The following is a 13,445-nucleotide window of genomic DNA, read 5'->3' as shown; positions in this document are numbered from 1 at the left end:
GGCAATACTCGCTGTGGAGGATTTCCCATGAGTTCGAGCCTGTCCGATTGCCTGTCGCGCGAGGAATTGCGTGAACTGTCGCGAGCGACCGACTGGCAGGGCGGATTGATGCTGGCCGGGGATTTCGCCCTCGTCATCGCCGCCTATGCGCTGGCCATCACCTGGACCAATCCACTCACAATACTTGTCGCCATCGCCCTGCTGGGCGGGCGTCAGCTGAGCTTTGCCATCGTCATGCATGACTGCGCCCATCGCGCCCTCTTCCACACCCGCGCGCTCAATGAATTCGCCGGCAAGTGGATTGGCGGCGCCGCCATTGATGCGCCCTTCCTCGCCTATCGCAGCTATCATCTCGACCATCACAGATATGCCGGCACCGAAAAGGATCCCGACAAGGGCCTGGTCAAGGACTATCCCGTCACGCCCGCCAGCCTGCGGCGCAAATTCACCCGCGACCTGACCGGCCGGACCGGAATGCGCGAGCTGGCCGGCTCCTGGCAGAACCCGGTACTGGAGGAGAAACTCCCCTTCCTGGTCTTCCAGCTGGTGATGATGACGGCCCTGTACGCCGCCGGAGCCCTGTGGGCGATCCTGTTATGGTGGGCGGCGCGGATCTTCATCTTCCCGGCCGTGATGCGCCTGCGCCATATCGGCGAGCACGGCGTCGCCATCAACCGCCTCGACACCGAACCGCGCAACAATACCCACACCACCCATGCCAACTGGCTCGAGCGCGCCCTGGTGGCGCCGAATTACGTCAACTACCACCTCGAACACCACCTCTTCGCGGCGGTGCCGCCCTATAATCTGCCCCGGCTGCATCGCCTGCTCAGCGCGCGGGGCTATTTCGAGGGTTTCGAGGGATCGAGTGCACCCAGCTATCGGGCGATGCTGAAGAAGGCCGTGCGAACAACCCCGGCACAGCCTGACGCCTGACCCTGGCCGGGCCTAGGAATCGCTGTCCGCGTCGGAACCGGTGAGATGGCGCTGCTCGACCCAGCCGCTCCGGCAAGGACCGGTATAGCCGCGAAGCGTGCGTGGGACAGGATCCAGCCGGCAATATTCGCGCGTGCCACCATAAACGATCCCGGCCCAGACACCTGTCCGGTCCTCGCGTTGCTCACACACCATCACCGCTTCGGCCGGCTGCATCGTGTCGATCGCGACATCAAGGCCGCCCGGCTCGGGATGGACCAGGATGAGGGGCGGGGCATCATGATCGGTGGTCGAATACTTGCCGGGAAAATCGATCTGCCCAGCCAGACAGGACCGGGACGCGCCGTAGGTTACAGGCACGACTTTGACCGTACCCACATTGGTAGCCGGCGGGCGGGTTCGCGGCCCCGCTGTCAGCCATTCACCAAGTGTAAGCACTGAAATCGCAGCCGCGGGTCCAAGGACCAACGCCGCCATCACCCTGAACGCCCCCATATTTCCCCCGGCTTCAGGCTGTCAGATAAAGAGAGGAGTGCGTGCGCGTGCAAGACTCAAAAATATTTACCCCCGCGAGTGGTGCCAATTCGCAACAGTCCGAAAGATGAGGATGACGGCCGCGAGGGGCGCAGAGGGATGTGTACCTCTGGTCCGCGTCCCACGGGAAGAGTGAGTCCGCCCCGGGACAGGCACCAGGGGTGCCAGTCCCTCGACATCGCCCGTCTATCCCCGCCCTCTGCCCATAAATCCCCGTCACCCTGACGAAGGTCAGGGCCCAGTTCACAGAGCGGCAAGGCACGGAAAACTGGTGCCAATTCAATTCACGTCGCGTTTGAAACCGGGTCCTGACCTTCGTCAGGATGACGTTTTTTGGGCGATGTTATCCCCGCCCCCTCAAGCCGCGAGTATGCTCACAGCGTTCCGGTTGCACGGGAGGCGTGAGCTCAGTCACTTGCGGCGGTCGGGAGCGTGGAGCCCATCCGCACGACGGCGTGACAGCCCGAGTTCCGGTGGGGCCATGATCGGGGAAGTGAGGCATTAGGGCTCGACCAATCTTCCACGGTCATTTCGAGGCAGGGCCCGCGAGGGACCTGAGTAAATCTCCACGTGCGGGACGTCTCGAATGTCTCAACTATTTATTGCGCTAACCGGCATTCGCCGGCGTCCCGCACACCTCCCAATCCGGGGAGGACACAGCAAACCTCCAGCGGCGAGCCGCGTGGAGATTTTGGTGCAACCCCCTAAAGCGGAATATTATCGTGCTTTTTCCAGGGATTTTCCGCCTTCTTGTTCTTCAGTGTCCGCAGCGCCGCGATCAGGCGTTTGCGGGTGGAGTGCGGAGAGATCACATCATCGATATAGCCGCGTCCCGCGGCGATGAACGGGTTGGCGAACCGGTCCTCGTATTCCTTGACGTGGCCGGCCATCTTCTCGGCATCATCCAGATCAGCGCGGTGGATGATCTCGGCGGCGCCCTTGGCGCCCATCACGGCGATCTGGGCGGTGGGCCAGGCGTAGTTGACGTCGCCGCGCAGATGCTTCGAACTCATCACGTCATAGGCACCGCCATAGGCCTTGCGGGTGATGACGGTGAGCTTGGGCACCGTCGCCTCGGCATAGGCGAAGAGGAGCTTGGCACCGTGTTTGATCAGGCCGCCATATTCCTGCTTGGTGCCGGGCAGGAAGCCGGGCACGTCGACGAAGGTGATGAGCGGAATGCCGAAGGCATCGCAAAAGCGCACGAAACGGCCGGCCTTGCGGGAGGCATCGCTGTCGAGCACCCCGGCCAGGCTCATCGGCTGATTGGCGACGAAGCCGACCGGCTGGCCGTCGAGGCGGCCGAAACCGGTGACGATATTGGCGGCATAATCCGGCGCGATCTCGAAGAAATCGCCCTCATCGGCAACCTTGTGGATCAATTCCTTGATGTCATAGGGCTTGTTCGGATTGGCCGGCACCAGCGTGTCGAGGCTGGCATCAATACGGCCGGGATCATCGAAGCTCGGGCGGACCGGCGGCTTCTCGCGATTGGACAGCGGCAGAAAATCGATCAGGCGGCGCAATTGCACCAGGGCCTCGAGATCATTCTCGAACGCCCCATCGGCAACACCGGACTTCTTGGCATGGATCGAGGCGCCGCCGAGCTCTTCATGGGTGACGGTCTCGTTGGTCACGGTTTTGACCACGTCCGGCCCGGTGACATACATGTAGGAGGTGTCCTTCACCATGAAGATGAAGTCGGTAATGGCCGGCGAATAAACATCGCCGCCGGCGCAAGGCCCCATGATCATGGAGATTTGCGGCACGACGCCGGAGGCCAGCGTGTTCTGCAGGAAGATATCGGCATAGCCGGCGAGCGAGGCAACGCCCTCCTGGATGCGCGCACCACCGGCATCGAAAATGCCGATGATCGGGGCACCGTTCTGGATTGCGGCCTTCTGGATCTTGACGATTTTCTGGGCATGGGTCTCGGACAGGGATCCGCCGAACACCGTGAAATCCTTGGAGAAGATATAGACCAGGCGGCCATTGATCGTGCCATGGCCCGTGACCACGCCATCGCCGGGAATCTTCTTCTCGGCCATGCCGAAATCGACGCAGCGATGTTCGACGAACATGTCCCATTCCTCGAACGAGCCATCATCGAGCAGCATTTCGACCCGCTCACGGGCGCTCAGCTTGCCCTTGGCATGCTGGGCCGCGACCCGCTTGGGGCCGCCGCCGGCCCAGGCGCCGGCGCGCTTTTCGACGAGTTGTTCGAGCACATCCTTCATGGACGCCAATCCTCCTGCATCAATCAGTTGGGGGATCGATAGCAGACGTCGCGGCGCAAGGGCAATCAATCGAGGATGCTGGCACCGTCATCCGCCCGGCTCCGGCATGGTGCGCTTCTTGCATTTTTCCGGTCTGGACAAGGGAGCATGGCCTTCATGGCGAACCGAGCCATCACGACTCAACTGGTGCCGATCGCGGATCTGGACCGGTCACAACGCGCCAGCTGGCGCGGTTTGCGTGCCGGCAATCCTGCGCTCGCCTCACCCTATTTCTCGCTCGAATTCGCCGACCTGATCTCCGACCGCCGCAACGATACCCAGGCACTTGTCCTGTCACGCAAGGGCTGCACGGTCGGCATACTACCCATGCAGCTCTCGCGCCTCGGCGTCGCCCGCCCGCTCGGCGGGCCGCTCGGCGACCATCACGGCCTCATCAGCGATGATGACAGTCTCGACATCGCGTCAGCCCTGGAGCACAGCCCGATCTCGGTCTTCTGCTTCCACGGTGCCCTGGCCCGGCAAACCGGCTTTGCCGGCCAGGCGTCGCATATTGAACCATCCTGGTCGGTCGATTTGAGCCAGGGCTGCGATGCCTGGCTCGAGGAACGCCGCCGCGCCGACGCGAAAGCGATGCGCAATATCCGCGCCCGGCAGCGCAAACTCACCGAATCGGGCCTCGATATCGTCTACCGGCTCGATGATCGCCGCCCCGAAATGCTGGCACAGACTTTCGCCTGCAAGCGCGAGCAATACCGGCGCACCCATGCCTTCGACGTCTTCATCGCCCGCTGGGCCCGCGAGCTGATCGGCGACCTGTTCGAGCACCAGACCCAGCAATTGCGCGGCTGTCTGTCGACGCTGGAAATCAATGGCCAGCTGGCCGCCGCCCATTTCGGCATGCGTTCGGAAAACGTGCTGCACTACTGGTTCCCGGTCTACTGGCCGGAACACGCCCAGTTCGGTCCGGGCCTGCAGCTGTTCATGGAGATGGCGCGTGCGATGGCCGATGACGGGATCGACACGATTCACCTGGGTCCCGGCGATGCCGAGTTCAAGCAGAAACTGGCCAACGCATCCTTCGATGTCGCCGCCGGCCGTATCGAGCAGCCCTCAATGGCCGCCAGCCTGATGGCCGCGGGCGCGGGCATGGATGCCTTTGCCCGCCGCCTGCCCCTGGGCCGTGTCGCGCGCTGGCCCGGCAAGGCGCTGCACCGCCTCGATACCCTGGCTGCAGCCTACGGCATCTAGTTTCGCGTTCTGATGGAGGACCATTATGGGATTCTTGTCACCTGATGGTGAGATTGGTGCCCCGCTCCAGGCCGCCGGTTTTCTGGCCATGCTGCTCGTTGGCGCCCTCGTCCTCGCCTGCCCGCTCATCTCCCGCGCCCGCCGGGCCGGCCCCGCGGGCCTGACCTCATGCCTGTGGCGATTCGACATCGCGCTCGCGGTCAGCCTCGCGGGCCTGGCCGTGCTCAATCTCGTCGATCACGCCATCACGCCGCTGGCCGGCGTCTATCGCCCTGAGGTCGGTGATGGCGGTCTGGTCGAGAATCTGACCGTGACGCTGATGCTCTTCCCGGTCGCGATCTTTCTCGGCACGCGCCTGACCGGTTCAGGCCAGACCCGGCATTTCGGTCCGGCCTGCATGACCCTGGTGAGCCTGGTGCTGATTGCCGCGTTCGGTGAGGAAGTGAGCTGGGGACAACACTGGTTCGGCCTCGCGGTCCCCGAGGCGATTGCCAGCACCAATCTGCAGTCAGAGATCAATCTGCACAATTATATCCGCCCGGGCGTGATGGAGGCGATCTATTTCGCCGCCGGGCTGGTGCTGATCGTGCTCGCGGCCAATCTGCGGCACGTGCTGCAACCAGCCCCGCAGGCGCCAGGTTTTGTGGCGCTCAAGGCCCTGCTGGTGCTGGCGGCGATCCTGCTCTGCCATCACGTGTTTCAGGAACTCGGCGAGCTGGCCGTCATGGCTGCGGCCTTCCTGGTCTGGAACCGGATCGATGATGGCCGTCTGACGCTGAAGCCACGCTGGCTCCACACACTGACCGGCTACTGAAACGGGTTCAGCTTCTTGAGGAAGTATTGCAGCCCGCCGCGGTTTTCCTTGCGGTCGAGCTCTTCCTGCGACGTCAGGAACGTCGTCTGCACGACATAGCGCTCGCCCTCAAACGGCAGATGGCCGTGCCAGGACTCGTCCGAACGCAGGAATGCGAAGACATAGCCGGCCAGCGGCGGCACTTCCTCGGTGAAGTCCTCGAAATCCTTGGGCCCGTTGAGGACACGGATACAGCCCGCCCCGGTGCCGTCCCACTCGGCATTGAGATAGGTCAGCATGGTGAGGATCTTCGACTTGGAATCGTTATGGATCGGACCGTCGGAGAGCTGCGAGATCTTGCGCACGGTGATCATGCGCGGCTTGTCGGTGAAATCGACGCCGAACTTCTCGGTCATCACCTGCGCCAGTTCCGGCGAATTGAGATCGGCCATCAACTGGTCGAACGTGCCATGGGCCTCGAGCTTGGAGAGCGGCAGATAGCCCGGCTTGTTGATCTCGGGATAGTCCTTGCGGATCTCGGCCGCCTCGGCCTCGCTCAGCGTGCCGGGCGCGACGAAATACTTGTAGGGCTCGGTGCGCAATTGTGCCGCGCGCAGGGCGCCGAAATCGAGAATCCCGCCGGGCCCCGTCTTGCCTGTTGTCGTCGCACTGGTCTCGGCCATGTCGATCTCTTCCGCTTTGCCTTCATCCCACATTAGCGCGGCGTGAGCCGCCATCAAGCCGTCAGGACGCGTCCAATGCACGCAGCAGGCGCTCGGCCGCGATAAGCTCGGCCTTCAAGAGGTCGAGCCGCTGGGCGGCCTCCTCGTCATGACCCCACTGGGCAATCTGATAGGCTTCGTCGATGATGGAGAGCGCAAACACCGCTTCACCGCCACGTTCGCCCTCGAGCAGGGCAAGGCCAAGCACAGCCGAGCTGCACACCGCCGTCGCATGCGCCAGCGCGGTCAGGCGCCAGACATCCAGTGCGGCAGCGCGGGCGTGCACGGCCTGCAGTGCCGCCGCATCCTGTTCGATCGGCAGAATGCCGGTGCCGGAGCGCAATTCAACGCCGAGCTCGCGCCGGGCCCAGTCGAGCATGGGATCCCAGGCCGTGGCCTGCGCCGCGACGAGATCGGCCGGGTCCGGAGCGCGAAAGCACAGCTGGTCATTGGCGGCATAGCGCGTCACCTCCGCGACCGTGGCGCCATGGGCATCGCCCATCAGATCGATGGCGACAAAGCTGAGCCGGTTGGCCGGCATCAAGGGTGCGTCGATACGCTCGCCCTGGGCGTCCCACTCGGCGGCGAGCAATTCAGCCAGCGCTTTGGTCGGGACCTGCAACAGCTTCTTGGCCGGCGTCTTGACCGAACGGCCGTCGAGCAGGACCTGCCAGCCGCCCTCGCCCTCTGCCACGCTGACATCGGTGTAGAAGCGCTTGGGCCGGTTATCTTCCGGCTTGGGCATGCGCACGCCCGGCTTGGTTTCATAGGTCAAGGGTCTGGCCAGTGCTCTCTGTGACGGTCCCGGAACAGGGACACGACGTGCCACTGCCTTGCCGCGCTGTATAGCGCTCCATGGCTCGTGGATCATTTTCGAACTGCAGTCGCCGAATGGCCCGGCCGGGCCGGCTCAGCGCAAACGCACAAGCAGGCCCGTCACCACATCCTCGGGGAGCGCGAACAGGATAAGCGCGGCCCCGGCGATGAGGCCGGTGATCAGGGAAAGCAGGAGCAGGACCCAGAGCGGGAAGGGTTTCGGCCGGCCCGGGCCATCCTTTGCCGAGGCCGGCTCCGCATTGATCTCGGCCGCCAGGGCGGTCACCACATCCTTGCATTCACGATGCTGCGGGATCTGCATCCGCCAGCGGGTGAAGATCAGCTCGGCATAGTCATCGGCCGCCGGCTGGCACCGCTCCAGAATGACGTAATGATGCAGCCGGGCATCATGGAAATTGGCGATGCATTCGGCGGCCAGCCGTTCGAGCGATTTGGGGAGTTGCTCGGAGGCCTTGTAAAAGACCATGCGCTCGATCGCGTAGGGCCCGTTCTGCTTGTGGGCATAACGTTTGCGCACCGCTTCAAGGGCGAGAGGCTCCCGTCGGCGCTGTGGCACCGCCTTGTCGCCCGTGAGCTTTTCCAGCCGCGCGATCTCGCGCCTGAATTCGACGCCGCGCCAATAGTCCAGATCACCCTGCCAGGAGACAGCGAGGAAATCCGGGTGCGCCTCCAGAACGGCCTTGCGGTCCGGATTGTCCTCGGGCGCCCCGGACTGGCCGTCCTTGCTCGCGGCGGGCTTCTTGTTCGGGTAGCAACGAGCCTCCAGGGCCTTTTTCAGGTCAACGAAACTGACTGACTCTGACACTGGCTCGCCCCCGAAACCCCGATTCACCTTGAGCCTAATACACCATCGGTTGATTCTGCGACTGAATTCGCCCTCACCGCGAGTTCAACCCGACACCGGCTGCGCCGGCAACGGGCCTCAACCCCTGGCGGCAAAGGCGTCGAGGGCTGCGCCGAGTGTATCGAAGTCATGGTGCAGCTCGTGGGCACCGCCTTCAGTGATCTCGTCAGGGGTGTGAAAGCCCCAGGAGACGCCGAGCGTATGCACGCCGGCATTTCGGCCCATCGCCATGTCGAAACCGGTATCCCCGATCATCACAGCGCGATGCGCCTCGGCACCGGTCTCCTTCATGGCGTCGAGCACCATGCGTGGATGCGGCTTGCCGGGACCGTGGTCGACGGTCTGGAAGGTATCGAAATAGCGATGCAGGCCATGATGCTCGAACACGCTGTCGAGCCCGCGCCGCGGCTTGCCGGTGGCGACGCCGAGCAACCAGCCCTCATCACGCAGCTTCTCCAGCATCTCCCGGGCACCATCATAGAGCGGCTCGGAAAAGTCCGGCTCGGTACGCATCTCGATGAAGGCCTGTTTGTAGAATGTCGCCAGTTCCGGCATGCGCTCGGCCGGGTAGTCCGCTGGCGCCAGACGCGATACCGCCTCGGTCAGTTCCAGCCCGACAATCGTGCGGGTGCGCTCATAGCTGATCTCGCCCAGCCCGGCGCGCCGGAAGGCGCGCTCCATGGCCTGCTGGATGACGACACGGCTATCGACGAGCGTGCCGTCGATATCCCAGATGGCGAGTTTCAGATCCGGCATCAGGCCAGCTGCGCCTCGATATCGGCCTCGTCGATCTCATGCGGATTGAAGCCGAGCGCGTTGAAGACCTTCGCCAGCGGTTTGGGCAGATCGGCCTCGATGACCAGGGGCGGGCCATTATCGCGCGGGATTTCCAGCCGGCGGGCGTGCAGGCACAACCGCTGGCCGAGATCTTCCGGGGCCGGACGGTGGCAGGTGTATTTGCGGTCACCGAGAATGGCGGTGCCCATGGCAGCGAGGTGGACACGCAGCTGGTGGGTACGGCCGGTGACGGGACGCAGGGCAACCCAGCTGGCCTTCTGGCCAGCATCGGCGACAACCGTGTAGCGGGTCAACGCGTGATGCGAGCCGGGATCGCCGTGCGATGCCCCGACCATCAATTCACGGTCCGGATCACCGCCAGCGCCGGCCGCCTTCTTGAGGAAGCCCTTGATCTCGCCCATGCGCGGCTTGGGCACGCCGATGGCAATCGCCCAATAGGTCTTCTTGGTGCGATGCTGCTGGAAGGCCTTGGCGAGGCGGGCCGCCGCCTTGGGCGTACGGCCGACGACGAGAACGCCCGACGTGTCCTTGTCGAGACGGTGCACCAGGCGCGGCCGCGACATGCCCTCGCCGAAGGCATCGAGCAGGCGGTCGAGATGCTTGGTGGTCTTCGAACCGCCCTGCACGGCGAGGCCGGAGGGCTTGTTGAAGGCGATCAGCTCGTCATCCTCATAGATGACCAGATCACGCACATAGTGAATCTCTTCCGGCGTCAGGACGTCGATCTTCTCGACCTCGCCCGGCTCCGGCAAAGGCGGGACGCGGATTTCCATCCCCATCTCGACGCGCAGATCGGTCTTGGCGCGGCGGCCATCGACGCGGATATCGCCCTTGCGGCAGAGCTTCTGGATCAGGCCCTGGCCGATATGCGGGAAACGGCGCTTGAACCAGCGATCCAGCCGCGAGCCGTCCTCGCCCTGGTCGACCGTCAGTTTTTGAACGCCACTCATGGATAAACTTTCCGCATGATCATCATGCCAATCATCAGCGCCGCCAGCGCCAGAATTACAGAACCCGCCGCATAGGCGAAGGCGTTGAGCCAAGCCTTGCGTTCGATCATCAGGGCGATATCGAGGGAATAGGCCGAGAATGTGGTGAAGCCACCGAGAAAGCCCACCGCCCCGAAGGTTCTCAGCATATGGTGATCACCGCGATCGGTCGCCACCAGCCATCCAACCAGCAGGCCCATCAGCAATGCGCCCGCGATATTGACCGCGAACGTGCCCCAGGGCTGATCCGGGCCGAGCCATTTCAACGCTGCCCGGCCGACCAGATGCCGCGAGATGGCACCCAGTGCCCCGCCCGTGCCAATGAGAAGAATGTTTTGCATCGCGGCTCGATAGGCTGTGCGGGCCGTATTGGCAAGGCCGGGCGGCGTCAGCGCCGGTGCGGCCGCCTATCCCCGCCCGGCTGCGGAGCGGTATAATCGGTCCCGGCACACAGTCCGCGCAGGCCCACTCCCTCACCCGCGCTGGGCGACCTCGCCGGCGCCCGCTTCCAGCTTTCTTCCGGCATCCCCGCTCCCGTCCCGAACGCTTGGCGGATCACCATTGCCGACCCGTAATTTCATGAATAACATGTTAACGTCTGCATTTTTGCATAGCGGCTTTGGCGGAATGACGGTTGTGAAACGTGGCTAACAGCCTATTTACCCCCGTGTGAACCGGGAGGGCCCGGCCTCACCAAGAACAATTGGATTACGACTATGACCCGCATCTCAAATACCCTCAACGCCATCATCAACGTCCTCTTCATCGCCGGCGTCTTCGGCGGCATGGCTGTCGCTCTCGGCGGCACGATCGCTTAGAACGCGCCCCCTATCGGACCGCCTCTGCGGCCCCCGGGACAGATGATCATGCAGACAAAAAGCGGGACCAGGCTCCAACCTGATCCCGCTTTTGTTTTGTCTGCACATAGCGTCTGCCAGCCTTGGCAGAGCGATTTTTCGCCCTACACTGAACCGGTCATCCCTACGCGAGGTTCCGTGCCATGCTCTGCCTGATCGCCGCCACTCTTCTCCTCCAGACGGCCCAGACCGGACCGGCGGAAGATGCCGCACCGGCACCGGCCGATGCCATCGCCGAAACCCCCGCACCACCGCCCACCGATGCCACTACACTGATCGCCCGCTTCGATGAGCAATACGAGGCCTGGGGCGATCTGGTCGCCGAGCTGGCGGGGCGCAAGGCGCGCGAGCGTTATCTCGCCGAATTGCTGTTGCCCGTGATCACCCGCTCCGATCTCGATGACGGCGCGAGCGGCGAGATCCTGCGCGAGACGCGGGACACGATCTCCGATGTCGAGGCGGCCAATACACAATGGGCCCTGGCCCAGCTCGAGCCGGAGCGCTTCGCAGCCTTCGAACTTGAACAGCCCCGCCTCGCCGCTGATCTCCTGCGCTGGGCCGAGCGCGACGAAGCTGGCCACGCCCGCATCGTCGCCGCCCTCGAACCGGTCGCAATGGCTGGCCGCTATGACGCGCAGGCCTTTGCACGAATGGCGGACGCCCTCGCCATGAGCCAGAATGAGCGACAGCTCTACGGCACGGTTACGGCCTGCGTGGACGGCCGGCGCCAACCGGCACGCATTCGCAGACCGGTCGACCTCGCTGCCCGCCGGGCAGCCCTTGGCCTCGCGCCGATGGAGGATGCCTGGGCGGCGTTGATCGCCGCGCAAGGCGAGAGTTGCGAAGCGCCTAGTCCTTCGCCCGAATAACCAGCAGCAGCATCAGCAGAGCCGACAGCATCACGGCAACGCCGCCCAGACCGATGAAGACGCTGACGCTCGCCGGCTCGCCCATGCTGCCATAGAGCATGTAGAGCGCAACAACCATGCACACGCTGCCGAGATGGTGTGCCAGCGTCTGAATCCCCGCGATCAGCCTGGCCGGCAGGTTCAGCACGCGATAGAGCAATCCCCAGGCCAGCGACAACACCCCGCCAACCAGCATGATGTGGGCATGGGTCGGCAATTGGCCGTGATCACCGCTCTCGCCCATGATCTGGCCCAGCGTCATGCCAATCAGCAGCCAGACCAGGCCCAGCACCAGATGGATTCTATAGAGTTTCATGATGTCCTCCCCAGGATGAATGCGCGACGCTAGTCCTGGGAAGTGCAAACTGGCAAGCCGCAATCGTTACGGGCTCGATGGCCCCTTGCCGCGCCGCAGGGCCCGCCAGCGTTGCAGACGCTCGCCAATCGCCGCCTCACGGCCGGCGCCCTTCGGCTCGTAGAAGACGGGCCGTTCGCGCATCTCCTCGGGGAAATAGTCCTGCCCCGACACACCGCCCTCGACGTCGTGATCATATTGATAGCCGGCGCCATAGCCCTGATCCTTCATCATCGAGGTCGGGGCGTTGAGGATATGGGGCGGCGGCATCAGCGAGCCGGTTTCGCGAGCGCTCTTCTGGGCCCGTTTCCAGGCGGTATAGACGGCATTGGATTTGGGCGAACAGGCCAGATGCACCACGGCCTGCGCCAGGGCGAGATCGCCTTCCGGGGAGCCGAGGAATTGATAGGTGTCCTTGGCGGCCAGGGCCGCATGGATGGCGGCACTGTCGGCCAGGCCGATATCCTCGATCGCCATGCGCACAATGCGGCGCGCCAGATAGAGCGGATCCTCGCCGCCCTCGATCATGCGGGCCAGCCAGTAGAGCGCCGCATCGGGGTCGGAGCCGCGCACCGATTTGTGCAGGGCGGAAATGAGATTGAAATGCTCGTCGCGCGACTTGTCATAGACCGGCGCGCGCTTGTTGAGCAGACGCCCGAGCTCGATCCGGTCAATCGGGGTCTCGCGCTCGAAAGTGAAGACTTCCTCGACCAGGTTGAGCAGATAGCGCCCATCGCCATCGGCCATGGTGGCGAGCGCATGGCGGGCATCATCGTCGAGCGGCAGCGGGCGGCCCATTTCCTCCTCGGCGCGGGCGATCAGATCGTCCAGCGCCGCATCATCCAGGCGTTTGAGAACCAGGACCTGGCAGCGCGACAACAGGGCCGCGTTGAGCTCGAAGGACGGGTTTTCCGTCGTCGCCCCGACGAGGGTGACCACCCCCTCCTCTACCACAGGCAGGAAACCGTCCTGCTGGGCGCGGTTGAAACGATGGATCTCGTCGACAAACAGCAAGGTGCCGCGGCCGGCGGCGCGGCGGGCGCGCGCCCGTTCGAAGACTTTCTTGAGATCGGCCACGCCCGAGAAGACCGCCGAGAGCGGCTCGAACTCGAGGCCGCTATCCTCGGCCAGCAGACGCGCGATCGTCGTCTTGCCGACACCGGGCGGTCCCCACAGGACCAGAGAGGCCAGCCGCCCCTGAGCACGCATGCGGGCAATCGGACCATCGCCCCTGAGCAGATGGTCCTGGCCCACGACCTCGTCGAGCACGCGCGGACGCAAACGGTCCGCCAGCGGGCGCGGCGCTTCGGTCTCGAGACCGGCAGCTTCAAACAGACTCGACATGGGTCTAGGCTAGAGCCAGCCAACGCTGTTGCAAGGGGAAGAC

14 protein-coding genes are annotated in these 13,445 nt (G+C 64.1%); 4 read left to right on the top strand and 10 right to left on the bottom strand.

The genetic code is table 11. The features are described 5' to 3' along the window. Positions 1–27: 27 nt before the first annotated feature. Positions 28–936 carry a fatty acid desaturase family protein gene (locus tag ACN0YF_RS05510; protein WP_417493625.1) on the top strand — a complete coding sequence of 303 codons (909 nt, stop codon included), beginning with the start codon at positions 28–30 and terminating at the stop codon, positions 934–936. A gap of 12 nt (positions 937–948) precedes the next feature. Here the strand turns inward: ACN0YF_RS05510 and ACN0YF_RS05505 are convergent, their stop codons facing one another. Beyond that, entirely contained in the window at positions 949–1,296 is a 348-nt protein-coding gene (locus ACN0YF_RS05505) for a hypothetical protein (protein WP_417493624.1), read from the bottom strand. 878 nt (positions 1,297–2,174) lie between these two features. After that, positions 2,175–3,707, bottom strand: a complete 1,533-nt coding sequence (locus ACN0YF_RS05500) for an acyl-CoA carboxylase subunit beta (protein WP_417493623.1) — start codon at positions 3,705–3,707, stop codon at positions 2,175–2,177. Between the two features lie 156 nt (positions 3,708–3,863). Here ACN0YF_RS05500 and ACN0YF_RS05495 point away from each other — a divergent pair, with 156 nt between their 5' ends. Both ACN0YF_RS05495 and ACN0YF_RS05490 read left to right on the top strand, forming a co-directional pair. Next, positions 3,864–4,955 (top strand): GNAT family N-acetyltransferase, encoded by a 1,092-nt coding sequence (locus tag ACN0YF_RS05495; protein ID WP_417493622.1) that lies wholly within the window; start codon positions 3,864–3,866, stop codon positions 4,953–4,955. A 25-nt stretch (positions 4,956–4,980) separates the two neighbouring features. Then, positions 4,981–5,769 carry a hypothetical protein gene (locus ACN0YF_RS05490; protein ID WP_417493621.1) on the top strand — a complete coding sequence of 263 codons (789 nt, stop codon included), beginning with the start codon at positions 4,981–4,983 and terminating at the stop codon, positions 5,767–5,769. Here the strand turns inward: ACN0YF_RS05490 and ACN0YF_RS05485 are convergent. The 6 genes from ACN0YF_RS05485 to crcB form a co-directional block, all read right to left on the bottom strand. Then, on the bottom strand, positions 5,763–6,485 hold the full coding sequence (locus ACN0YF_RS05485; RefSeq protein WP_417493620.1) for a 2OG-Fe(II) oxygenase: 723 nt from the start codon (positions 6,483–6,485) through the stop codon (positions 5,763–5,765). The genes ACN0YF_RS05490 and ACN0YF_RS05485 overlap by 7 nt on opposite strands. Positions 6,486–6,492: 7 nt before the next feature. After that, on the bottom strand, positions 6,493–7,245 hold the full coding sequence (locus ACN0YF_RS05480; protein WP_417483034.1) for an ATP12 family chaperone protein: 753 nt from the start codon (positions 7,243–7,245) through the stop codon (positions 6,493–6,495). 135 nt (positions 7,246–7,380) lie between these two features. After that, positions 7,381–8,112 carry a hypothetical protein gene (locus tag ACN0YF_RS05475; RefSeq protein ID WP_417493619.1) on the bottom strand — a complete coding sequence of 244 codons (732 nt, stop codon included), beginning with the start codon at positions 8,110–8,112 and terminating at the stop codon, positions 7,381–7,383. Between the two features lie 117 nt (positions 8,113–8,229). Further along, positions 8,230–8,907, bottom strand: coding sequence for an HAD-IA family hydrolase (locus tag ACN0YF_RS05470; RefSeq protein ID WP_417493618.1), 678 nt, complete (start codon positions 8,905–8,907; stop codon positions 8,230–8,232). Next, positions 8,907–9,899 carry an RluA family pseudouridine synthase gene (locus ACN0YF_RS05465; RefSeq protein WP_417493617.1) on the bottom strand — a complete coding sequence of 331 codons (993 nt, stop codon included), beginning with the start codon at positions 9,897–9,899 and terminating at the stop codon, positions 8,907–8,909. The genes ACN0YF_RS05470 and ACN0YF_RS05465 overlap by 1 nt, the downstream gene beginning before the upstream one ends. Next, positions 9,896–10,279, bottom strand: a complete 384-nt coding sequence (crcB, locus tag ACN0YF_RS05460; RefSeq protein ID WP_417483038.1) for a fluoride efflux transporter CrcB — start codon at positions 10,277–10,279, stop codon at positions 9,896–9,898. Before crcB ends, ACN0YF_RS05465 begins: the two co-directional genes overlap by 4 nt. Positions 10,280–10,938: 659 nt before the next feature. Here crcB and ACN0YF_RS05455 point away from each other — a divergent pair. Continuing rightward, entirely contained in the window at positions 10,939–11,664 is a 726-nt protein-coding gene (locus tag ACN0YF_RS05455) for a hypothetical protein (protein WP_417493616.1), read from the top strand. Here ACN0YF_RS05455 and ACN0YF_RS05450 read toward each other — a convergent pair. Further along, a complete protein-coding gene (locus tag ACN0YF_RS05450) occupies positions 11,645–12,019 on the bottom strand; it encodes a TonB-dependent receptor (protein ID WP_417493615.1) in 375 nt (124 codons plus the stop codon). The two genes, ACN0YF_RS05455 and ACN0YF_RS05450, sit on opposite strands and share 20 nt — an antisense overlap. A 66-nt stretch (positions 12,020–12,085) precedes the next feature. Further along, on the bottom strand, positions 12,086–13,402 hold the full coding sequence (locus ACN0YF_RS05445) for a replication-associated recombination protein A (RefSeq protein ID WP_417493614.1): 1,317 nt from the start codon (positions 13,400–13,402) through the stop codon (positions 12,086–12,088). Positions 13,403–13,445 lie beyond the last annotated feature (43 nt).

It is taken from the genome of Maricaulis sp. (assembly GCF_048270265.1).
Classification (GTDB): Bacteria; Pseudomonadota; Alphaproteobacteria; order Caulobacterales; family Maricaulaceae; genus Maricaulis.
The sequence above is the reverse complement of the archived record's forward strand: the minus strand, read 5'-3'. Positions and strand labels throughout refer to the sequence as shown.